The sequence below is a fragment of the Ferrovibrio sp. GW821-FHT12D07 genome, assembly GCF_058807275.1.
The window spans coordinates 2,084,102-2,106,149 of sequence record NZ_JBXAQN010000001.1; the positions used below are offsets into that span (position 1 = coordinate 2,084,102).

Consider the following 22,048-nt stretch of genomic DNA (forward strand, 5'->3'; position numbering starts at 1 on the left):
TGATTCGTCTTCATGCCCGGATTCAGCGCCCGGCACGGCGTTTCCGGGCGGCGCTGGCGTCTACTCGCAAACTTGTGAACTGGACAAATAACAACTTCGATCTAACGAAGCTTGGCTGTGTTTTACACGCTGTAGATCGCTGACAGCGTGGAAATCCGCGAGGATAGCCGTCATTCGGCAGATGTCTGCCGCTCTAAACCTTCTCAGGTTGTATACGACCTCAACGGGAAGTCCGGATTTAACAGACCGTTTCGTATAAAAACGCCTTATCAAACATACTCCATCCGGCTTATATGTGTGCGCTCTGTAATGCGATTCAGGGGGGCTGACGTTGCATTCGACCACCGCCGAAATTTCACCCGGGCTGCTGGAAAAGCTTTATCTGAGTGCCGTCGATGACGAGCAGATGAAGCCGTTCCTCAGTGAACTGGCGCTGGCGTTCAACGCCAGCCTGGCCACCGTCGCGACCATGGATGGCATGTCGCGCCACGATAACCTGCGGATTTCCAGCGGGGTGAGCGTGCAGGAAACCGCCAGCGCCGTGCCCGGCTATTACGCAGCCCGCAGCCCATTCCGCCCCATCATGCTGCTGGAAAACAACTTCGGCCGGGTGATGACCTCGGCCCAGATGGTCGATCGCGAACGCCGTGAGCGCGACGTCTTCATCAACGAATTCCTCAAGCCCGCCGATCACCACTATCTGGTCACCGGCATTTTCGCCAAGTCAGCCGACAAGTTTAACTACTTCGTCCTCAATCGCGGCGCCTGCAGCGGCGAGTTCGACGAGGATACCACCGAAGAGCTGGAGCGGATGATCCCGCATTTCCGCACCATGCTCCGCCTGCGCAACACCATGGTGGCGCGCGACCGGCATATCGATTTCTCGCGCATGATTGCCGACCGCAGCGGCGACGGCATGGTGCTGATCACCCGCCATGGCAAGGTGCATTCAATGAATGCCAAGGCGACGGCGCTGCTGTCCGAGGAAGACGGCCTGGCGTTGACCGGCACCGAACTGGTCGCCGACTTCGCCGAGGATAACGACCGCCTGAAGCGTGCGATCCACACCCTGTTGCAGCATGGCCGATCGCAGATTTCGGATCCTGCGGTTTCGCTGGCGATCCGTCGCCGCTCGGGCGCGCAGCCCTATCGCCTGCACATCATGCCGCTGTCGGTGCGCAAGTACTTCTTCGCCGGCGACGAGATTGAATTGGCGATCCAGATTGTCGGGCGTCAGACCTCGGGCAGCGAGATCGACGACAGCATGGCCAGCCAGTTCGGCCTGAGCCCGGCGGAAATCCGCGTCGCCACCCATCTGGCGGCCGGCGTTTCGCCGAAGCAGATCGCCGACCTGCTGGGCAACAGCATCAACACCATCAAGGTGCATCGCCGGAACCTGTATCGGAAGCTGGGTATCAGCCGGCATTTCGATCTGGTTCGCATGATCGACGGCAAGTACTGAAGCCAGGATCGTCCGGGACAACCGGATTAATTGGTTCAGCGCCTTGAACCGGGCAGGGCGGCTTCGTTAGGCTCCAACTCATATATAAGTGAGGGAGGAGCCGAATGGCCGTCGAAATCGTCCAGACCATCGCCATGATGCCGGCCGTCCAGCAGGTGCTGGATCGCGATTACACCGTGCACAAGCTGTGGGAAGCCAAGGACCGCGATGCGCTACTGAAGGATGTAGCGCCGCGCGTGCGCGGCATCGTCACCTCGGCCAGTTCGGGCGTGAACCGCGCCCTGATGGAAGCCCTGCCCAAGGTGGAGGTGATCTCCAGCTTCGGCGTCGGCTACGATCCGATCGATATCGGCGCCGCGAAAGAACGCGGCATCATCGTCGCGAACACGCCTGATGTGCTGACCGAATGCGTGGCCGATACCGCACTCTCGCTGATGCTGGCGATGATGCGTCGTATCCCGCAGGCGGATCAGTTCGTGCGTCAGGGCAAGTGGCCGACCGACAAGTTCCCGCTGACCGACAAGCTGGGCGGCAAGCTGATGGGCGTGCTGGGTCTGGGCCGCATCGGCCAGGCCATCGCCAAGCGTGCCGAAGCCTTCGGCGTCAACATCGCCTATTACGGTCCGCGCAAGAAGGCGGACCTTCCCTACAAGTACTATGACAACCTGGTCGCCATGGCGAAGGACATCGACATCTTGATGATCGCCTGCCCGGGCGGCAAGGAAACGCAGGGTCTGGTCAACCAGGCCGTGATCGATGCGCTCAGCACCAAGGGCTATGTCGTCAACATTGCGCGCGGCAGCGTGGTGGACGAGCCTGCGCTGGTGAAGGCGCTGGTGGGCGGCAAGCTGGCCGGCGCCGGCCTTGATGTCTTTGTCGATGAACCCAACGTGCCGTCCGAACTGTGGAAGCTGGACAACGTGGCGCTGGCGCCGCATGTCGGCTCGGCCACGCATCAGACCCGACAGGCCATGGGCGACCTGGTGCTGAAGAACCTGGCGGCGCATTTCGCCGGCAAGCCGGTGATCGCGCGCGTGGTCTGATATCGGAAGATGTTTGATGTGAAGCAGCCCCGGTGAAAGCCGGGGCTGTTTTGCGTTTGAGCGCTTAGATGTCGCTGTCGGTCTTGCCGCCGGTCATCAGGCGGGTCTTGTTGCTCATGATCTTGTGCAGCAGTTCCATCGCCATCATCTTGACGCCATGGTCGATGACGCGGCGCTGCTCATCCAGATGAGCCTGCACGGCGCCCGAACCGCCGCTGCTGCGTGCCACGACCTGTGCACTGTCCAGCGGCACGGTGTCGAGGCCGGTAGCGTTGTTTTCCAGCTTGCGGGTGAAGGAGGCGTAGATGTCGCCCAGCGACTTCGCCTTGCCGTCGGCCGTGTAGAACACGCCCTGATTGGCGGCTGCAGCCTCAGGCAGCAGGGCAGCGGCATTCTGGCCCGGATTGTTCTTCAGGCCGGCCAGGAATTTCGTCGCGCCATTGGCGCCGAGGAAATGGCCGAGATAAAGGTCGACCTTGCTGACATCGACGCCGAATTCGCGCGACAGCACCTGCTGGTTGCTGCGGGCATATTCCGCCGCCATCACGGAGGCGACGCGCGGATCGTCGCGTAAGGAGAGGATGTCGCGGCGGGCATCGGTGTCACTGACGCGCGGCTTGCCGTCGGTGCCGGTGACGATTTTCTGCGCCTCGGCGGCCAGGCCATGCTTGGCGCCATGATCGCGCACGGTCTCGAGCCAGGTGCTTTCGATGAACTGGAACAGGCCGCGGGCCGAGCTGGTCTTGGCCTGGGCATCGGCCTTGAAGCCGCTTTCCTGTCCGGCCTGGGCGACCAGATAGGCAAAGTCCACGCCCGTGCGGTTGCTCGCCTGCTTCATGGTGTTGAGCAGTTCGTAGCTGACCTTATGGCCGCCGACGCGATAGCTGTCGGCGCGCGGGGCAGCGGAAGAGGGCGGGAACGGCGTGACGGGGGCCATGGACCAACAGATAGTAAGAGCGAGTTTCGCTTTTAACCGGAGCGCGGCAAAGATTCCGTTAATATCCCTGAGATATTCTATCCCCTTGATTCAACTAATATTTGCAGGCAAACAGAAGCGATGCTGGAGCGTCTGACGGCAGGATGGACGACCGTGGACTGGGCGGCCCAGGGCCCCTGGCTGGTCCTGCTGCTGATTCTGCTCAGCGGCCTGCTGCTGCCGGCCGGGCTCTACGCGCTGTTCGACCGCTGGGCGTCCCGGCGCCTGCGCATCGACACCATCGCGCTCGCCACCCGTTATGGCGGTTTCATGAATTCCTGGGCAGTCTTTGGCCGCCATGCCGGCGAGTATCGCGACGTGCGGCCACTATTCCCCGAGGCGCAGGCGGCCGAGCTGGCGCGCTTTCATGACGGCACGGCCTGCATAGCAGCGCGCTTCCGCACCGAAGACGCCGCCGCTAGCGCCGCCCAGCTTCGTTTTGCCAGCTTCGCCGCCGCCGGCGTGGAATATGCCGATGCCGGCATGTCGTTCCAGACCGCCGGTGCCACCGAGAAAAGCGGCGGGTATCTTCGCGGTCAGTGGCTGGTAATCGGCGATACGCTCTTTGCCTTCTACGGCCCCGACAGCGCCGCGCTGTCGCGCCGGCGTCAGGCCACGCCGGCTTTGCGCGCGCGTCGCTTCCCCGGCCCGCTGCGCCTGCTGCACAGCCGCACGGGCCATATGGTGATCGCCGTGCTGTGGATCGGCGTTCATCTGGGCCTGGCCAGCGAATGGCTGGAGCGCACCGCCATGCGTCCGGGCGAGGGCGCGCCAGTGCCGGTCAGCGAACTGCGCCTGCGCCTGATCGGCCTGGATGGCGGCGGGTTGAAACTCAGTGCCGTGCGCAAGCCCGATGGCCTGATCCTGTCGGGCCGCAGCGACGATCTGCTGCAGAAGGATCTCGGCCTGCTGGCCGGCCGCGACTGGATCGCCGGACTGGACCTGATCATCGATGCCGAACGCAGCGTCGTCAAAGCGTTGCCGTTGGTTGGCCGCACGGCAGAGCCCGAACAGCTTGGTGCGCCGCCGCCGCCGCCCGCGCGCTGGCGCAACAATGCCTTGCTGTTCGAGGCCGGAGATCCGCTGCTGCGCGCCGTGCGCGATACGGTGCTGGCGGCGGGCTGGGAGTGGCAGCCGGTGCTGTGGCCGGCGCCGCCGAGGCTGAGCGCGACCTGGCTGCAGTGGGCATGGCCTCGGTCTGATGGCTGACCTATAGTTCCTCCATAGACGGAGGAACCCATGCCCAAAGGCTACAAGGCCATGCTTGATGAAGCGCTGGCCGAGATCGTCACCCTGACGCCGCAGCAGGCCGCCGAACAGCTCGGCAAACCCGATGTCGTTTTTGTCGATATCCGCGATCCGCGCGAGCTGGAACGCGATGGCCTGATCCCGGGTTCCTATCACGCGACGCGCGGCATGCTGGAATTCTGGATCGATCCGGAAAGCCCGTATCACAAGAAGATTTTCGCCGAGGACAAGACCTTCGTCTTCTATTGCGCGGGCGGCCTGCGCTCGGCGCTGGCGACCAAGACCGCCAAGGATATGGGCATCAAGAAGCTTGCGCATATCGACGGCGGCTTTGGCGAATGGAAGAAGCTCGGCCTGCCTACCAGCGAATGGACCAAGAAATGAGCGGGCCGCTCACTGGCCTGAAGGTCATCGAGATGCCGGCGATTGGGCCGGTGCCCTTCTGCGGCATGCTGCTGGCCGATCTGGGCGCGGATGTGCTGCGCATCGACCGCACCGGCGATGTCGATCTCGGCCTGCCGATCGAGCCGAAATACGAACTGCTCGGGCGCGGCAAGCGTTCGCTGGCGCTCGACCTGAAGGATCCGAAGGCGATTGCGCTCATGCTCGACTTGATGAGCAAGGCCGATGTGGTGATCGAAGGCTTTCGCCCCGGCGTGATGGAACGCCTGGGTCTCGGGCCGGATGTGGCGCAGCAGCGCAATCCGCAGCTGATCTACGGCCGCATGACCGGCTGGGGCCAGGACGGCCCGATGGCCATGGCCGCTGGTCATGACATCAACTACATCGCGTTGACCGGTGCGCTGCATGCCATCGGCCACAAGGATGGCAAACCGGTGCCGCCGCTCAATCTGGTCGGCGATTTCGGCGGCGGCTCGCTGTACCTGGCCATGGGCATTCTGGCGGCGCTGTTCGAGCGTCAGCAGTCGGGCAAGGGGCAGGTTGTCGATGCCGCCATGGTCGATGGCGCGGCCTCGCTGATGACCATGTTCTACGGCATGAAGGGCGCGGGATTGTGGAGCGACATGCGTGGCGCCAACATGCTGGATACCGGTGCGCCCTGGTATGACACCTATGAATGCAGCGACGGCGGCTTCGTCGCCATCGGTTCGATCGAAGGAAAATTCTACGCCGACCTGATCAAGGTGCTGGGCCTCGATCCGGCGATCCTGCCCAAACAGCATGACCGTAAGCGCTGGTCGAGCTTGCGTGCGTCCATTGCCGCGACGTTCAAGACGAAGACGCGCGACGACTGGTGCGCCCTGATGGAAGGCAGCGACATCTGCTTTGCGCCGGTGCTGAGCCTGGAAGAGGCGCCGAAGCACAAACATATGGCAGCGCGGCAGACCTTTGTGTCGCCTGACGACGTGCTGCAGCCTGCGCCGGCGCCGCGCTTCTCACGCACGCCGGGGAAAATTGCCCGCAAGCCGCCCACGCGGGGCGAGGGTGGCGAGGCGGCTCTCAACGATTGGGGCGTGAAGCATGGCGCGTCTGGCGAATAAGGTTGCGCTGATCACTGGAGCCGCGTCGGGTTTCGGCAGGGCCACGGCGACGCTGTTCGTTACTGAAGGCGCACATGTCATCCTCACGGATCGCAATACCGACGACGGTATGGCAGCGGCGGCGGCACTCGGGTCGCAGGCGCGCTTCCGGCCGCTGGATGTGACGCTGGAGGCGGAGTGGGAGACGGTGATCACCGATATCGGCGATCACGAAGGGCGACTGGATGTGTTGGTCAACAATGCCGGCATCGGGTTGAGCCGCAAGGTGACCGAGATGACACTGGAGGAATGGCGGCGTGTGCAGGCGGTGAATTCCGACGGCGTGTTCCTTGGCTGCAAGCATGCCATCCCGCTGATGCGGCAGGTCGCGGCAGGCAAGCCCGATGGCGGCGGCTCCATCGTCAATATCGCCTCCGTCTTCGGCAAGACCGGTGCGCCGGACGTCAGCGCCTATTGCGCCTCCAAGGGTGCGGTGACGCTGTTCACCAAGGCGCTGGCCATGGAGGCCGCCTATGGCCGCTGGAATATCCGCGTAAATTCTGTGCACCCTGCCTATGTTGACACCCCGCTGGTGCGGGAACACATGGCGCAGATGGGCGAACCCGAGAAGGCCCGCAAGTTCCTCGAACGCCTGCATCCGATTGGCCGCATGGGCACGGTGGAGGAGGTGGCGAAGGCCATTCTCTATCTCGCCAGCGATGACGCGAGCTTCACCACCGGCAGCGAATTGATGGTGGATGGCGGCATGACCGCGCAGTAATCAGGCGCGGCACGCTCCTTGCATTTTCTTATGCTTTCCGTCCGTGAGGAGTAAGCGATGGTCGAGAGCAATATCCGGGTTAATCAGGACCGTCTGTGGGACAGCCTGATGGAGATGGCCAAGATCGGCGGCACGCCCAAGGGTGGCTGCGCGCGTCTTGCTCTGACCGACCTCGACAAGCAGGGCCGCGATCTGTTCGTCCAATGGTGCAAGGATGCCGGCTGCACCATCAGCGTCGACCGCATGGGCAACATCTTCGCGCGCCGGCCGGGAAAGAATAACGACCTGCCACCGGTGGTGACCGGCAGCCATCTCGACACCCAGCCGACCGGTGGCAAGTTCGATGGCGTCTATGGTGTGCTGGCTGGCCTGGAAGTGATCCGCACCCTCAACGACCACAAGTTTGAGACCGAAGCGCCGGTGGAAGTGTCGGTCTGGACCAACGAGGAAGGCTCACGCTTCGCGCCGGCCATGGTGGCGTCCGGCGTCTTCGCCGGCGTGTTCACCGAAGAGTATGGCCTGAGCCGCGCCGACCTGGATGGCAAGACCATCGGCGAGGAGCTGAAGCGCATCGGCTATTTCGGCGATCTGCCGGTCGGTGGCCGCAAGTTCAAGGCCTTTTTCGAGGCGCATATCGAACAGGGTCCGATCCTGGAAGCCGAAGCGAAAACCATCGGCGTCGTGCAGGGTATTCAGGGCATGCGCTGGTTCGAGGTCACCATCACTGGCAGCGAAAGCCATGCCGGCACCACGCCGATGCCGCGCCGTAAGGATGCCATGCTCGGCTGCGCGCGGATCGTGGAGCGCGTGCACCAGATTGCGCTGGATAACGCGCCGGCAGTCACCACCGTGGGTCTGGTGAAGGTGATGCCGAACTCGCGCAACACCATTCCGGGCGAGGTGTTCTTCAGCGTCGACCTGCGCCATCCCTTCGACGACGTGCTGGCGAAAATGACGGAGACGCTCCACGCCGCCTGCGCCGAGGTCTGTGCGCCGCTCGGGCTCACGGTCGAATGCAAGGAGATCTGGCATTCGCCGGCCACGCATTATGACGAGGGGTGTATCTCGGCGGTGCGCAAGGCGGCGCAGGATTGCGGCTACGCCTGGCGCGACATCACCTCGGGCGCCGGGCATGACGCCGGCTATATCAATCGCGTGGCGCCCACCGCCATGGTCTTCGTGCCTTGCGCCGACGGCATCAGTCATAACGAGGTCGAAACCGCCGCGCCGGAGGACCTTGCGGCGGGCTGCAATGTGCTGCTGCGCGCGATGCTGGAACACGCCGCCTGAGCGCGCTATGTCTAGGACGGTTGTATTCCGTCCGATGACATAGGGAGTGAAACATGGATTTCGGTATCAAAGGCCGCAACGCGCTGGTCTGCGCGGCGAGCAAGGGCCTCGGTTTTGGTTCGGCGCTGGCGCTGGCCAAGGAAGGCGTGAACGTCACCATCACCGCGCGCGGCGCCGAGACGCTGGAAGCGGCGGCCAAGAAAATCCGCGAAGCCGCCCCGGGCGTCACCGTGAAGACGGTGGCGGGTGACATCACCACCGATGCCGGCCGCGCCGAAGCGCTGGCGGCCGCTGGTGAGGTCGACATCCTGGTCAACAATGCCGGCGGGCCGCCGCCGGGCAGCTTCCGCGACTGGGATCGCGAACATTGGATCAAGGCGCTGGACGCCAACATGATCACGCCGATCCTGCTGGCCAAGGCGGTGGTCGACAAGATGGCGGCGCGCAAATGGGGCCGCATTGTCAACATCACCTCCAGCTCGGTGAAGGCACCGATCCCGGTGCTCGGCCTCTCCAACGGCGCGCGCTCGGGCCTGCATGGCTTCATCGCCGGCATGTCGAAGCAGGTGGCCAAGGACGGCATCACCATCAACAACCTGCTGCCGGGCCGCTTCCTCACGGATCGCCTCAAGACCACCATCGGTGCCGCCAGCAAGACCGAAGGTGCCGAGCTGGAAGCGGAACTGATCAAGCAGGCTGCCACCGTTCCGGCCGGTCGCTTCGGCACGGCGGAGGAGTTCGGCCAGGTCTGCGCCTTCCTGTGCTCGATACAGGCGGCCTATATGACCGGCCAGAACGTGCTGCTGGACGGCGGCAACTATCCGGGCAGTTTCTAAGTATTCAGGGAAGGGGGCTTCGGCCTCCTTTCTTTTTGGTCTTGCGCCAACTAGACCAGTCTATATAATCGAGTTATGAGTAAGACCCTGTCAGCGGCGAAAAAACCCGTCACGGCACGTGACCGCTTCGTCGTCATGACGGCCAAGCTGATGTCGCGGCGCGGCTATGCTGCCGTGGGGCTGAACGAGATCGTCGAGAAAAGTGGCGCGCCGAAGGGCTCGCTCTATCACTATTTTCCCGAAGGCAAGGAACAGCTTGCGGCTGCCGCTGTCACCTGGGCCTCGGACTGCTTTCTCGCCACGCTGAAGGACGAGATGGCGCAAAGCGGCTCGGCCGCCGCCGCCATTCATGTGCTGGTCGAGCGCATCGCCGGCTGGATGGAAGAGTCGCAGTTCAAGGACGGTTCGCCACTCACCATCGTGGCGGTCGAGACTGGTGCCTTCGTCGAACCCCTGCGGCTCGCCTGCCAGGCCGGCTACCAGGCCTGGGCCGACCTGTTGGCCGATCAGCTGCGCCGTGACGGAAAATCCGTGAAGGAGGCCAGCGATCTGGCGCTCTGGGCGGTCGCCGCACTGGAAGGCGCGATCATCCTGGCCCGGACCCAGCATTCGGCCGAGCCGCTGCGCCGCGTCGGCAAACTCATGCAACGGAGTTTCAAATGAGTGATGATAAGCCGACCCTGCTGCTCGATCGCGCGCGGCTGGACCATGTGATCTCGATCAGCACCTTCACCAGTTGGGTCGGCACCCGTGTGCTCGACCTTGAACCCGGCCGGGTCAAGGTGGAGATCGATGTCCGGCCCGAGATGAAGCAGCACCACGGTTTCGTCCATGGCGCCATCCTCGGCTACATGGCCGATACGGTCTGTGCCTGGGCGGCGGCATCCGTCGTCGGCGACGTGGTGACGTCGGAATACAAGCTCAACCTGCTGGCCCCGGCGCTGGGGGATAAGCTGACCGCCGTCGGCACGGTGATCAAGGCCGGCAAGCGCCAGGCCGTCACTCGCGCCGATGTCTTCGTCATCAAGGATGGCGAGGAGAAGATCGTGGCCACGGCACTGGCCACGATCGCCCGGGTTTAACTTACTTCTCGACCGGATGCGCGGCGCGGAAGCCGACCTGCAGCCGGTTCCATACATTGATCGCACCGATCAGCAGCGTGAGCTGCACCTGCTCGGCCTCGGTGAAGGCGGCCTTCACCAGCGCGTAGTCTGAATCCGGTGCACCGGTTTCGGCGAGGCGGGTGAGGGATTCCGTCCAGGCCAGTGCGGCGCGTTCACGCTCGTTATAGAGCGGGCTTTCACGCCAGGCGTTCAGCATGTACAGCCGCATCTCGGTCTCGCCGTTCTTGCGGGCATCGGTGGTGTGCATGTGGATGCAGAAGGCGCAGCCGTTGATCTGCGAGGCGCGCAGTTTCACCAGCTCACGCAGGCTCAGTTCCAGCGTGCTGCTGCCGAAGCTGGCTTCCAGCGCCATCATGGCCTTGAGGCCTTCGGGGATCGACTTGAAGGGGGCATTCAGACGGGGAGTCATCGTTTTTCTCCAGTTTGTGGTCTTCACATCTCATAGACGGGGCAGGGTGCGGTCCTGTGACAGGCCGGGGGCGGTTTTTTGCCCGCCCGCCCGGCTGCCGCGGCGTTAAGGTCCCGGCACGCCCCTTTTGAGGCCGTTGTGCACCCTCCGGCACAGCGTTACACTCCATCGCTTTCCAGTGCCAAGAGGCCTGAATAATGAGCTGGGAAGCCGAGATCGCCGAACTGCGGCGACGCGAAGAGATGGCTCGCCAGATGGGCGGCCCCGACAAGATCAAGCGCCAGCATGATGGTGGCAAGCTGACGGTGCGCGAACGCATCGACCAGTTGCTCGACCCCGGTTCCTTCCACGAGATCGGCGCCATCGCCGGCCGCGCGCGCTACGACGCCGACGGCACCCTGCAGGAATTCAGCCCCGCCAATTTCATTTTCGGCCGTGGCCGCATCGATAACCGGCCCATGGTGGTCGGCGGCGACGACTTCACCGTGCGCGGCGGTGCTGCCGATGCCGCGATCTGGCAGAAGCAGGTCCATGCCGAGCAGATGGCCCATGAGCTGCGGATTCCGATGGTGCGGCTGGTGGATGGCACCGGCGGCGGCGGGTCGGTCAAGTCGCTGGAGATGGAAGGCCGTACCTATGTCCCGCTGATGCCGGGCTGGGAGCATCTGGTCAACAATCTCTCCACCGTGCCGGTGGTGGCGTTGGCGCTGGGTTCGGTCGCCGGCCTCGGCGCAGCCAGAACAGTCAGCAGCCATTTCTCGGTGATGGTCGAGGGCATCTCGCAGATGTTCATCGCCGGGCCGCCTGTCGTGGCGCGCACTGGCGTCACCATGACCAAGGAAGAACTCGGCGGCGTCGACATCCACACCCGCGCCGGCGCGGTCGATCTGGCCGTCGCGACCGAAGCCGAAGCCTTCGAGGCCGCGCGGCGTTTCCTCTCGTATCTGCCGCAGTCGGTGCATGAGCTGCCCGCGCGCATCATGTCGCAGGATGACGTCAACCGCCGCGAGGAGAAACTGATCTCCGTGGTGCCGCGCGACCGCCGTCGCGTCTACAAGATCCGCGAGATTCTCGACTCCGTCGTCGATGACGGCAGCTTTTTCGAGATGGGCCGCATGTATGGCCGCTCGGTGGTGACGGGTCTGGCGCGGCTGGACGGCTGGCCGGTCGCCATTCTCGCCAGCGATCCCTATCACTATGGCGGCGGCTGGACTGCCGATGCCGCGCACAAGATCATGCGCTTTGTCGATCTGGCCGAGACCTTCCATCTGCCGGTCGTGCATTTCGTCGACATCCCGGGTTTCCTGATCGGTCCGGAAGCCGAGCAGAGCGGCACCATCCGTCATGGCGCCCGCGCGCTCGCCGCCGTCTATCAGGCCAGCGTACCCTGGTGCTCGATCATCCTGCGCAAGGCATTTGGTGTGGCGGGTGCGGGCCATTCCAATCACGCGCGCCTGCGCTACCGTTATGCATGGCCATCGGGCGACTGGGGCAGCCTGCCGCTGGAAGGCGGCATCGAGGCGGCCTATCGCGCCGACCTGGAAAAGGCCGACGATCCCGCCGCATTGCTGAAACAGATCGAAGAGAGACTGAACCAGGTGCGCTCGCCGTTCCGCACGGCGGAAGCTTTCCTAGTCGAGGAGATCATCGATCCGCGCGACACGCGGCCGCTGCTGTGCGAGTTCGCCAATCTTGCAGCCCCTTTACGTAAGACTGGACCATCAAGCTTCGGGTACAGACCATGAGCACCACTGATATTCCGAATATCCCGAATGAAAAGAAGGCGGCGCCGAAGTCCATCGTGCTGACCTCGCATCCCAGCACCACGGCCAGCGGCAAGCCGCTGCCGGTGGAGTGGGGCGCGGCCGACCCGCAGCAGCGCGGCCCGCTGGTGGCGACGCTCAAGAATCCCGGTGGCAAGAATGCCATCGGCACGCATTCCGGTGCTTACTCGCTCTATCGCGCGCTGGCTGTTGCCTCTGGTCAGCTCAAGGCCGAGCACAAGCCTGACCTGACCAACACCGCGCCGGCCGAGCCGCTGGGTCCGTTCCCGCAATGGGCCGATCCGGAGAAGATCGTCTCGCTCGATCCCTGGGGCCATATCACCAGCCAGGTCTTCGCCGAGCAGATCAAGGCGGACTGGGACGTGCGCCCGACCATCGCGGTCACCAAGGCGCATATCAACATGCCGGAACTGCACGACGCCGTGCGCGCCGGCCGCATCAAGCCCGATGGTCATATCCTCGCCTCCAACGGCGATGTGAAGGTGACCAAGGTGGCGGTCGAGCCGGTCTGGTATCTGCCCGGCGTGGCCAAGCGCTTCAACATCACCGAGACCGAACTGCGGCGCGGCCTGTTCGAGCAGACCGGCGGCATGTTCCCCGAACTGGTGACGCGTCCCGATCTCAAGGTCTTCCTGCCGCCGATCGGCGGCATGACCATCTATCTGTTCGGCGACGTGGCCAAGCTGGGCAAGCCCGCGACCAAGATCGCCTGCCGCATCCATGATGAATGCAACGGCTCGGATGTGTTCGGGTCCGACATCTGCACCTGCAGGCCCTATCTCGCGCATGGCATCGAAGTCTGCATCGAGGAAGCGCAGCAGGGCGGCGTCGGTGTCATCGTCTATAACCGCAAGGAAGGCCGCGCGCTCGGCGAGGTGACCAAGTTCCTGGTCTACAACGCGCGCAAGCGCCAGGAATCGGGCGACCGCGCCGAGACCTATTTCCAGCGCACCGAATGCGTGGCTGGCGTGCAGGACATGCGCTTCCAGGAGTTGATGCCGGATGTTCTCCACTGGCTGGGCATCAGCCGCATCGACCGCCTGGTCTCGATGAGCAACATGAAATACGACCCCATCGTCAACAGCGGCATCCAGGTGGTCGAACGCGTGCCGATCCCCGACGAGCTGATCCCCGCCGATGCGCGGGTGGAGATGGATGCCAAAAAGGCGGCCGGCTATTTCACCGACAAGGTGCCAGATGCCGATGAACTGAAGAAGGCCAAGGGCCGCGGTCTGGAAGAGTAAGGAGTTGTCTTGTGAGTAATCTGAACGATCCAGCGCAGGCGGTGGCCTGGCTGCGAAGCCCGCTGGCGATCCGCGAGCGCTGCCATTCGCTGTTCAATCTGGCGGAACGCGAGGCGCTGCCCAATTTCAGCCTGCATCTGGACAAGCTGGAGCCGGCTGCCGATTACGTGGCGCAGGCGATCCGCGAGAATTATCCCACGCTGGCCATTCCCTATCATGCGCGCTGGCGGCATTTCGCCGCCAACGGCATTGACCGCTGGCGCCAGCTTGCCGGCACGCTGCAAGGCGTGGATGCCGACGAGATCGCGCGTATCCGCTTCGACCTCTGTGTCACCAGCGTGTTGCTGGATGCCGGCTCGGGTCCGGGCTGGAGCTATACCGAAGAGGGCCATGGCCCGGTGGCGCGTTCGGAAGGTCTGGCGGTCGCCAGCCTGCATGCCTTCCGCGCCGGGCTGTTCTCGGGCGACAAGGCGCAGCCGCTGCGCGCCGATGCCGCCGGACTGTCGCCGCTGGCGCCCAATGCCATCGCCCATGCCTTCCAGGTCAGCGACAAGAACCCGCTGGTCGGCGTCGAGGGCCGCGCGGCGCTGCTGCGCAACCTGGGGCAGGCGCTGAAAAGCCGGCCGGACCTGTTCGGCCCGCAGGCCCGCATCGGCGGCCTGTACGATTACCTGAAAGCCCGGGTGAAGAACGGCAAGCTGCCGGTAACGGCCATCCTGTCGGCCGTGCTGGATGGGCTGGGCCCGATCTGGCCGTCACGCATGACCATCGACGGCGTCAATCTGGGCGACGTCTGGCGCCACCGTGGCCTGATGAGCGGCGATCTGACCTCTGGTCTGATCCCGTTCCACAAGCTGTCCCAGTGGCTGACCTATTCCCTGGTCGAGATCTTCGAGGATGCGGGGATCGCGGTGACCAACCTGGACGACCTGACCGGCCTGCCGGAATACCGCAACGGCGGCCTGTTCATCGATCTGGGGGTGCTGGGCGTGCGTCATGACGCGCTGCTGAAATACCCGATCCCGGTTGAGGACGAGGCGGTGGTGGAATGGCGGGCGCTGACGCTCGCGCTGCTCGACCGCATCGCCGACCCGGTCCGGGCCCGTCTGGGCAAGACGGCGGCGGAGATGCCGCTGGCCCGCATCCTGGAGGGCGGCACCTGGGCGGCCGGCCGTAAGATCGCCAAAGAGAAGCGTCCGGATGGCGGCCCGCCGCTGACCGTGGCCAGCGACGGCACGGTTTTCTGACTTCATGTTCGGGGGAGAGTAGACGATGAACGCGTTTCCCAATGCCACCGTGGTCCAGCATCCGCTGGTCCAGCACAAGCTGACCCTGCTGCGCCGCAAGGAGGTCTCCACCGCCGAATTCCGCCGTCTGGTGCGCGAGCTGAGCCTGCTGCTCTGCTATGAGGTCACCCGCGACCTGCCGCTGGAGAAGGTGGATATCGAGACCCCGCTGGAGCACATGAAGGCGCCGCTGCTGTCAGGCAAGAAGCTGTGCTTCGTCCCCATCCTGCGGGCCGGCAACGGCATCCTGGACGGCATGCTGGACCTGGTGCCCTCGGCCCGCGTCGGCCATGTCGGCCTCTACCGCGACCCCGAGACCCTGGTGCCGGTGGAGTACTACCTGAAGCTCCCCGAGGACGTGCGCGAGCGCCTGGTGATCGTGGTCGACCCGATGCTGGCCACCGGCCACTCGGCGGCGGCGGCTGTCACCCGCCTGAAGGAGGCCGGCGCCAGCCAGATCAAGTTCGTCTGTCTGCTCACCGTGCCGGAAGGGCTGCGGGTGATGCAGGATAACCACCCGGACGTGCCGGTCTTCACCTGCGCCATCGACCGCCAGCTGGACGAGCACGGCTATATCCGCCCGGGCCTGGGCGACGCCGGCGACCGCATCTATGGGACGAAATAAGGTTCCCGGCACGACCATTCGTATCCACCGTCACAGCCGCCGGACCGGGCCTGCGCCATACTCGGGACAATCTTAAAACCTGTCCTGAGGAGCCGCGTCATGGCCGCCTTGCTTATCCGTCGCACTCTACGAGTGTCGCTCACCCTTGCCGCCGCCGCTGTGGCGGGCCTGGCAGCCAATAGCTGGGCTGCGGAGCAGCTTCCTGGCGGCTTTGGCATCCAGCCGGCCGCCGTCACCAGCCCCGCGCCCCGCGTGGTGGGGCAGGAGAGCCGGCGTGGCCAGCCCATCGTGCTGGGCAACCGGATCGCCAGCGGCCCCGGCTCGGGCGTGAAGTTCACCCTCGACGACCGCACCAGCGTCATCATCGGCCCCAACAGCGTGATCAGCGTCGACGAGTTCGCCGCCGACCGGGTGGTGCTGCGGCTGGAGCGCGGCAGCTTCCTGCTGGACTCCGCCAATCCCGGCAATGTGTACGTTGTCATGCCGGCCGGCAGCGTGGCGGTGAAGGCCGCCACCGTGGGCGGCCGGATCGGGCCTGACGCGACGGAAATCGCGCTGCTGAGCGTCGGCCGCGCCGAGGTCTCCGGCTTCGGCGGCCACAGCGTGAAGCTGGAGCAGATCGGCGCGGCGACGCGCCTGAGCGGCCTGGCCGGCCCCAGCCAGCCGGCTATTCTGCCGCCACAGCGGCTCCAGGATTTCATCGGACTCACCAGCCAGCTCGCCTCGCGCTGAGCGCGACTCGTTTTCCGCGGCGGCGCGCTGACGCCGTCGCGGCGGCCCGCGCAGGGCAATGTTACAGCTGCTTACGAATTTTTTATCTGCCGCCGCCGCGCCTGGCCGCGCTCCCGTCGAAAAGTCTCCGCCTGCAGAAAAGCCGTACGTCATGCGGCTTTTTTCATGCTCGGCGCCGCGCTGGCGGAGCGCGGCTGTGTCGCTGGAAACACAGCCCCGGCAAAAAGTTTTCCCCACCGGGCAATTTCCTATTGCAATGGGGGCGCGATGCTGTAAATACCGCTTTCAACGACGCACCCGCACGTGCCGATGGCCCCTGGCAGGTTATGCAACGACGAACGCGTCCTTTTTGGTCGCACAGTTTGAAAGCTGTGCCGGTTTAAAGCCGGTCCGAGAGGGAGGTTTCGATGCTTGCAGCCAGCGCTGGCCGCACCAATACCCGTCTGCGACGCAATTCGCAGAAGCGTATCGAGTTGGGTCAAATTACCCCCAAGATGCAGAAGTTCCTCGCTGAGGCGAAGGACACCGAGCCGTTCCTGGTCGTCGACGTCGATGTCGTCGAGCAGAACTACCGCGAACTGCGCCGCCTGCTGCCGCTGGCCAAGGTGTACTACGCCATCAAGGCGAACCCGGCCCCGGAGATTCTGCGCCGCCTGCGTACGCTCGGCTCGAATTTCGACACGGCTTCGGCCAACGAGATCGAGCAGTGCATGCTGCAGGGCGTGACGCCCGACCGCATCTCGTTCGGCAACACGATCAAGAAGAAGCGCGACATCGCCTGGGCCTTCGAGAAGGGCGTGCGCCTCTATGCCTTCGACTCGCTGTGCGAGCTGGAGAAGCTGGCCGAGCTCGCGCCCGGGTCCCAGGTCTTCTGCCGCGTGCTGATGGAATGCGAAGGTGCCGAATGGCCGCTGTCGAAGAAATTCGGCTGCGCCCCGCGCATGGCTGCCGACCTGCTGGTCAAGGCGCGTGAGCTGGGTCTGGACCCCTATGGCATTTCCTTCCATGTGGGCTCGCAGCAGACCGACCTGAACCAGTGGGACAAGGCCGTCGCCCAGGTCTCGCAGATGTTCACCGTTCTGCAGCAGCACGATGTCGACCTGCGCATGGTCAATCTCGGCGGCGGTTTCCCGGCGCGCTATCGCACCGATATCCCGATGCTGGAGGCTTATGCCCAGGCGATCAGCAACGCCATGACCGATCACTTCGGCAACAACCTGCCGGAAATGATCATCGAGCCGGGCCGCGGCCTGGTGGGCGATGCCGGCGTGATCCAGGCCGAGGTCGTGCTGATCTCGGAGAAGGATTACGACGACGACCGCCGCTGGGTGTATCTCGACATCGGCAAGTTCTCCGGTCTGGCCGAGACGATGGACGAGGCGATCAAGTACCGCATCGTGACGCCGCATGACGGCGGCCCGACCGGTCGTGTGTCGCTTGCCGGTCCGAGCTGCGACAGCGCGGACATCCTGTACGAGAAGGCGGAATACCAGATGCCGCTGGCTCTCGAAGTGGGGGACAAGATCCAGATCCTGTCCACCGGTGCTTACACGACGACCTATTCGTCGGTTGGCTTCAACGGCTTTCCGCCGCTGAAGAGCTACTGCATCTAAGCAGAGCGGTTCCAACGTACCGAGTGGGTTCCGAAAGGGCCGGCCGCGCAAGCGGCCGGCCTTTTTGCTTTGGAGAGGTTTGGGCCCGGTAGTGGCTTTTTGCTTACCCGCGCCGGGTTTCTGCAACCGGTGGACGGGTGGCGGGTGCATACAACCCAACCCCAATTTGCCTAAAGCCTGTGTGTAATTGGGAAAACCCCGTTTCCTGTTGCGGCCAAGTCTCGCCTATGTGACAAATTTGCCGCCCGAAAAACGCGTATAATAATGCGACTCCACGGCACGGGTCGCGAAACAGGGAAATGGGCCGGTTGCAGTCTGCGCCGGCATCACCCAGCCGCCGGGCGGCTGGCAAGGAGAATGCGGTGAAGGAACCACCCTTCGGCGAGGACCGCTTCCTGGCTGCGCTCGCGCGACATCGCGAGGCGGCCGACGAAATGCCGTCTGCACCGGCTGAGGCCGAAGCCGCGCTGCTGCATGCCGCTCTCGACACCATGGGCGAGGGTTTCGCTGTCTGGGATGCCGGTCCCAACCTCGTCCAGTTCAATCGCCGTCTGCCCGACCTGTTCGGCGTGCCCGAAACCATGCTGCAGCCCGGCCTGCCGGCGCGCGACTTCCTGGCGCTGCTGGTGGCGCGCGGCACGCTGACCATCCGGGCCGAGGAAGCCTCGGCCTGGATCAATGCCTATATCGATGCCTCCACGCGAGCCGACCGCAAGCAGGAGGTCCGCCTCACCGACGGCACCTGGCTGAACTTCGACTGGCGCCGGCTGCCTGCCACGGGCGACAAGCCGGGCGGCTATGTTTCGGTCTTCACCGACATCACCGTGCGCAAGCGCGCGCAGATTCGCCTGCGTCAGGCCGAAGCCAAGTATCGCCAGATTTTCGACAACGTGCATGAAGGCATCATCCAGGTGACGCCGGAGGGCCGCGTGCTCTCGGTCAATCGCGCCGGCGCAGCCATCTTCGGCTTCCAGTCCCCTGAAGAGATGCTGGCGACTGTGACCCGCTCGGGCGACCAGCTCTATGTGAATGCCGACCGCCGCAAGGAACTGCTGAAGCATCTGGAACGGCACGGACTGGCACGCGACTTCCGCTCCGAGATGCGCCGCCGTGACGGCACCACGATCTGGATTTCCAAGACGCTGCGCCGCGTCACCGACGAAAGCGGCAATGTGGTGATGATCGAGGGCATGTTCCGCGATGTCAGCACCCAGCGCCGCAACGAGCAGCAGCTGATGATGGCCAAGGAAGAGGCCGAGGCCGCCAGCCGCGCCAAATCCGACTTCCTTGCCAACATGAGCCACGAGCTGCGCACGCCGCTCAACGCCATTCTCGGGTTCAGCCAGGTGCTGATGGACGAGATGATGGGCCCACTTGGCAACGCCAAGTATCGCGAATACTGCCGCGACATCGTGCAGAGCGGCGAGCATCTGCTGGCGCTGATCAATGACATCCTCGACATGGCCAAGGTCGAGTCCGGCAAGATGGCGCTGGACGAGGAATGGCTGGATGCCAACGAAAGCCTGGAAGCAGCCCTGCTGCTGGTGCGCGAGCGCGCCGCCAACAACCGCATCCAGGTCCGCAAGCAGATTCCCAATCCCTCGCCGGCGATCTGGGGCGATACCCGCCGCCTGCGTCAGGTCTGGATCAACCTGTTCAGCAATGCCGTGAAGTTCACGCCGCAGGGTGGCAGCGTCGACATCCGCTGCGACCTGCAGGCCGATGGCCGCCTGGAGATCGCTGTGGTCGACACCGGCATCGGCATCGCGGAAGAAGATATCGAACGCGTGCAGCAGCCGTTCAGCCAGGTGGCCAATGCGCTGTCGCGCAGCCATGAGGGCACCGGCCTCGGCCTGTCGCTCTGCCGCAGCCTGATCGAACTGCATGGCGGCGAATTGCATATCGAAAGCCGGGTGGGTGAGGGCACGACGGTGCTGGTCACCCTGCCGCCCGAGCGCAGCCGTCCGGGGCCTTTAGCCGGGTCGCAGGACCAGTTTGCCGACCGCTTTTCGCTCGCCCAGGCAGCGCAGGGCGGCAGCAGCTTCATCAAGCCGGTAGACACCGCCGATCCGCGGGCGTCCAAGCTCGCTGCCGACTAGCCAGTCCTTCAGTCCAGCGTCCAGCGCCTTTGCCGCTTCCGGCACGCGTCGGGCCTGTTCGCCGGCGCGCACACCGATCAGTTCGGCTTCCTTCAGCAGCAGGCGGTTGGCCGGCGGTTTCGGGATGCCGCCGGCAGCAAAGCCGACCACCAGCCAGCGCCCGCCGGATGTCAGTGCGCGCCAGGCCGTGTTGAAGATGTTGCCGCCAACCGGATCGAACACCACATCGGCCGACACGGCCTTTTCCCAACCTGCGATGGCCGGATCGATGCAGAGCGTCGCGCCGGCGGCTTTCGCGGCTGCGCGTTTCTCCTCGGATGAGGCCACGGCGATCACCCGCGCGCCGGTCATCGCACCCAGCGTCACGGCCGCCAGCCCGGTACCACCACCGGCGCCCAGCACCAGCAGTGTCTCGCCGGCCGTCAGCCGGCCGCGCCAGAGCAGCGCGATCCAGGCGGTGGCGGCGGCCACGGGAAAGGCGGCGGCCTCGTCCCAGCTCCAGTCCGCCGGTTTGGGCAGCAGGCCACGCGCTGGTGCGACGAACTCTTCGGCATAGCAGCCCTGGCTACGCAGGATCACGGCATCGCCGACGCGCCAGAGATCGGATGTCGTCTCGATGATCTCGCCGGCCGCCTCGAAGCCCGGCACGAAGGGCAGCGGCGGCTTGTGCTGGTACTCGCCCGCCACCTGCAGCAGGTCGGGAAAATTCACGCCGGCGGCGTGGATACGGATGCGCACCTGACCGGCCTGCAGCGCCTCGCGCGGCAGCATCGCCTGCTCCAGCACCTCGGGCGGCCCGAGCCTGCGGCAGAGCATGGCGCGGTATTCGCCGCCGGTCATTGCTTCCGGTGGATGATGCGCCAGCCGAATGCCAGCGTCAGCAGCAGGATGGCGCCGCCGATCAGGTAGGGCAGCGTGACGCCGACCTCGTCGAACAGCAGACCGCCCCAGATCGGACCGGCGACGCGTCCCAACGCCGCCACCGCCTGGTTGACGCCCATGGTCAGGCCCTGACGGCCGGGATCGGCGCTGCGCGAGATCAGGCTGTTGATGCTGGGGTTGACCATCCCGAAGCCGCCGGCGGTGCACAGGATCGAAATCGCCATCAGCGGAATGCTGAACACGCCCCAGGTCATCGCCGTGCCGGCGGCGAGGATGATGAGGCCCGTGCTGAGAATCCAGGGCTCGCCGAAGCGGCGCGTCAGCGGCCCGATCAGGCCGCCCTGCATGGTCAGGACGATGCAGCCGATGAAGGTGAAGGCGAGCCCGACATCATAGGCATGCCAGTCCAGCCGCGTGGCAGTGAACAGCGGGAACAGCGTCTCGATCTGGGCGAAGACGAAGTTGATGGCGAAGTTGACCATGATCAGCGCCAGCGCCTGGCGGTTCAGGTCGCCGATGCCGGCCAGCGGATTGCGGAACAGACTGCCGGGCTCGGTCGGCCGCGCATGGGTCTCGCGCAGCGTGACCAGCGCCAGGATGAGCGCGATGGTGGACGCGGCCGCCGCCGCAAAGGCCGGCCATGAATAGCGCGGGTTCATCTCGTCGGGGCCGATCAGGAAACCGCCCAAAGCAGGCCCCAGGATCATGCCCAGCCCGAAGGCCGCGCCGATCATGCCCATGCCCTTGGCCCGCGTCTCCGGTGTGGTGGCGTCGGCGATGATGGCCTGGGCGATGCCGATCTTGCCGCTGCCAATGCCGGAAAGGATGCGGGCCAGGAAGATGATGGTCAGCGTGTCGGCGAAGGCGAGCCAGATATAGCCCAGTGCGCTGAGCGCCGTGCAGAGGATGTAGACCGGCTTGCGGCCATAGCGGTCGGACAGGCCGCCCAGCACGGGCGAGGCGGCGAACTGCGCAATGGAAAACACCACCGCCAGCAAGGCCACCGTGAAGGGCGAGGCGCCGTAATGGATGGCGTAAAACGGCAGCAGCGGCAGGATCAGGCCGAAGCCAATCAGGTCGACCACCGTGGTGAAGAAAATCGCGACCATCATTTACGGGACAATCCAGTGAAA

General features: G+C 64.8%; 20 protein-coding genes and 1 pseudogene. 17 read left to right on the forward strand and 4 right to left on the reverse strand.

Going from position 1 to position 22,048, the window contains the following annotated elements; genetic code table 11:
• The first annotated feature begins 331 nt into the window (after window positions 1–331).
• Both AC1RRE_RS10345 and AC1RRE_RS10350 read left to right on the forward strand, forming a co-directional pair.
• Window positions 332–1,462, forward strand: a complete 1,131-nt coding sequence (locus tag AC1RRE_RS10345; protein WP_492981047.1) for a helix-turn-helix transcriptional regulator — start codon at window positions 332–334, stop codon at window positions 1,460–1,462.
• A 104-nt stretch (window positions 1,463–1,566) separates the two neighbouring features.
• Window positions 1,567–2,505 (forward strand): 2-hydroxyacid dehydrogenase, encoded by a 939-nt coding sequence (locus AC1RRE_RS10350; protein WP_492981048.1) that lies wholly within the window; start codon window positions 1,567–1,569, stop codon window positions 2,503–2,505.
• Between the two features lie 64 nt (window positions 2,506–2,569).
• On the opposite strand, the gene AC1RRE_RS10355 is transcribed toward AC1RRE_RS10350, so the two are convergent.
• Window positions 2,570–3,442, reverse strand: coding sequence for a transglycosylase SLT domain-containing protein (locus AC1RRE_RS10355; protein WP_492981049.1), 873 nt, complete (start codon window positions 3,440–3,442; stop codon window positions 2,570–2,572).
• Window positions 3,443–3,562: 120 nt separating this feature from the next.
• Here AC1RRE_RS10355 and AC1RRE_RS10360 point away from each other — a divergent pair, with 120 nt between their 5' ends.
• The 8 genes from AC1RRE_RS10360 to AC1RRE_RS10395 all read left to right on the forward strand — a co-directional run bounded on the left by AC1RRE_RS10360 (window position 3,563) and on the right by AC1RRE_RS10395 (window position 10,199).
• Window positions 3,563–4,690, forward strand: a complete 1,128-nt coding sequence (locus tag AC1RRE_RS10360; protein ID WP_492981050.1) for a hypothetical protein — start codon at window positions 3,563–3,565, stop codon at window positions 4,688–4,690.
• A gap of 30 nt (window positions 4,691–4,720) precedes the next feature.
• Window positions 4,721–5,113, forward strand: coding sequence for a rhodanese-like domain-containing protein (locus tag AC1RRE_RS10365; RefSeq protein WP_492981051.1), 393 nt, complete (start codon window positions 4,721–4,723; stop codon window positions 5,111–5,113).
• Window positions 5,110–6,231 (forward strand): CaiB/BaiF CoA transferase family protein, encoded by a 1,122-nt coding sequence (locus AC1RRE_RS10370; RefSeq protein ID WP_492981052.1) that lies wholly within the window; start codon window positions 5,110–5,112, stop codon window positions 6,229–6,231. Before AC1RRE_RS10365 ends, AC1RRE_RS10370 begins: the two co-directional genes overlap by 4 nt.
• Window positions 6,212–6,991 carry an SDR family NAD(P)-dependent oxidoreductase gene (locus tag AC1RRE_RS10375; protein ID WP_492981053.1) on the forward strand — a complete coding sequence of 260 codons (780 nt, stop codon included), beginning with the start codon at window positions 6,212–6,214 and terminating at the stop codon, window positions 6,989–6,991. The genes AC1RRE_RS10370 and AC1RRE_RS10375 overlap by 20 nt, the downstream gene beginning before the upstream one ends.
• 57 nt (window positions 6,992–7,048) lie before the next feature.
• Window positions 7,049–8,281 (forward strand): Zn-dependent hydrolase, encoded by a 1,233-nt coding sequence (locus tag AC1RRE_RS10380; protein ID WP_492981054.1) that lies wholly within the window; start codon window positions 7,049–7,051, stop codon window positions 8,279–8,281.
• 53 nt (window positions 8,282–8,334) lie between these two features.
• The gene (locus AC1RRE_RS10385; protein WP_492981055.1) at window positions 8,335–9,117 is read left to right on the forward strand and encodes an SDR family oxidoreductase; all 783 of its coding nucleotides are present in this window, start codon (window positions 8,335–8,337) and stop codon (window positions 9,115–9,117) included.
• Between the two features lie 75 nt (window positions 9,118–9,192).
• Window positions 9,193–9,780 carry a TetR/AcrR family transcriptional regulator gene (locus tag AC1RRE_RS10390; protein ID WP_492981056.1) on the forward strand — a complete coding sequence of 196 codons (588 nt, stop codon included), beginning with the start codon at window positions 9,193–9,195 and terminating at the stop codon, window positions 9,778–9,780.
• On the forward strand, window positions 9,777–10,199 hold the full coding sequence (locus AC1RRE_RS10395) for a PaaI family thioesterase (RefSeq protein ID WP_492981058.1): 423 nt from the start codon (window positions 9,777–9,779) through the stop codon (window positions 10,197–10,199). The genes AC1RRE_RS10390 and AC1RRE_RS10395 overlap by 4 nt, the downstream gene beginning before the upstream one ends.
• Window position 10,200: 1 nt before the next feature.
• On the opposite strand, the gene AC1RRE_RS10400 is transcribed toward AC1RRE_RS10395, so the two are convergent.
• On the reverse strand, window positions 10,201–10,650 hold the full coding sequence (locus AC1RRE_RS10400) for a carboxymuconolactone decarboxylase family protein (RefSeq protein ID WP_492981059.1): 450 nt from the start codon (window positions 10,648–10,650) through the stop codon (window positions 10,201–10,203).
• Window positions 10,651–10,847: 197 nt separating this feature from the next.
• Between AC1RRE_RS10400 and AC1RRE_RS10405 the strand changes: the two genes are divergently transcribed.
• The 7 genes and pseudogenes from AC1RRE_RS10405 to AC1RRE_RS10435 all read left to right on the forward strand — a co-directional run.
• On the forward strand, window positions 10,848–12,395 hold the full coding sequence (locus AC1RRE_RS10405) for an acyl-CoA carboxylase subunit beta (RefSeq protein ID WP_492981060.1): 1,548 nt from the start codon (window positions 10,848–10,850) through the stop codon (window positions 12,393–12,395).
• The gene (locus tag AC1RRE_RS10410; RefSeq protein WP_492981061.1) at window positions 12,392–13,678 is read left to right on the forward strand and encodes a GTP cyclohydrolase II; all 1,287 of its coding nucleotides are present in this window, start codon (window positions 12,392–12,394) and stop codon (window positions 13,676–13,678) included. The genes AC1RRE_RS10405 and AC1RRE_RS10410 overlap by 4 nt, the downstream gene beginning before the upstream one ends.
• Before the next feature lie 11 nt (window positions 13,679–13,689).
• Complete coding sequence (locus AC1RRE_RS10415) at window positions 13,690–14,925, forward strand: URC4/urg3 family protein (protein WP_492981062.1); 1,236 nt, start codon at window positions 13,690–13,692, stop codon at window positions 14,923–14,925.
• Window positions 14,926–14,950: 25 nt separating this feature from the next.
• Window positions 14,951–15,589: a uracil phosphoribosyltransferase gene (upp, locus tag AC1RRE_RS10420; RefSeq protein ID WP_492981063.1), complete on the forward strand. Its 639-nt coding sequence runs from the start codon at window positions 14,951–14,953 to the stop codon at window positions 15,587–15,589.
• Between the two features lie 99 nt (window positions 15,590–15,688).
• Window positions 15,689–16,321: a FecR domain-containing protein gene (locus AC1RRE_RS10425; RefSeq protein WP_492981064.1), complete on the forward strand. Its 633-nt coding sequence runs from the start codon at window positions 15,689–15,691 to the stop codon at window positions 16,319–16,321.
• A gap of 482 nt (window positions 16,322–16,803) precedes the next feature.
• Entirely contained in the window at window positions 16,804–17,934 is a 1,131-nt protein-coding gene (locus AC1RRE_RS10430; RefSeq protein ID WP_492981354.1) for a type III PLP-dependent enzyme, read from the forward strand.
• A 491-nt stretch (window positions 17,935–18,425) separates the two neighbouring features.
• Window positions 18,426–19,877, forward strand: a pseudogene (locus AC1RRE_RS10435) (PAS domain-containing sensor histidine kinase); the annotation flags it as partial.
• Between the two features lie 30 nt (window positions 19,878–19,907).
• Here the strand turns inward: AC1RRE_RS10435 and AC1RRE_RS10440 are convergent.
• Together AC1RRE_RS10440 and AC1RRE_RS10445 are read right to left on the reverse strand one after the other, a co-directional pair.
• A complete protein-coding gene (locus AC1RRE_RS10440) occupies window positions 19,908–20,873 on the reverse strand; it encodes an NADPH:quinone oxidoreductase family protein (RefSeq protein ID WP_492981065.1) in 966 nt (321 codons plus the stop codon).
• A complete protein-coding gene (locus AC1RRE_RS10445; RefSeq protein WP_492981066.1) occupies window positions 20,870–22,027 on the reverse strand; it encodes an MFS transporter in 1,158 nt (385 codons plus the stop codon). The genes AC1RRE_RS10440 and AC1RRE_RS10445 overlap by 4 nt, the downstream gene beginning before the upstream one ends.
• Window positions 22,028–22,048: the final 21 nt, after the last annotated feature.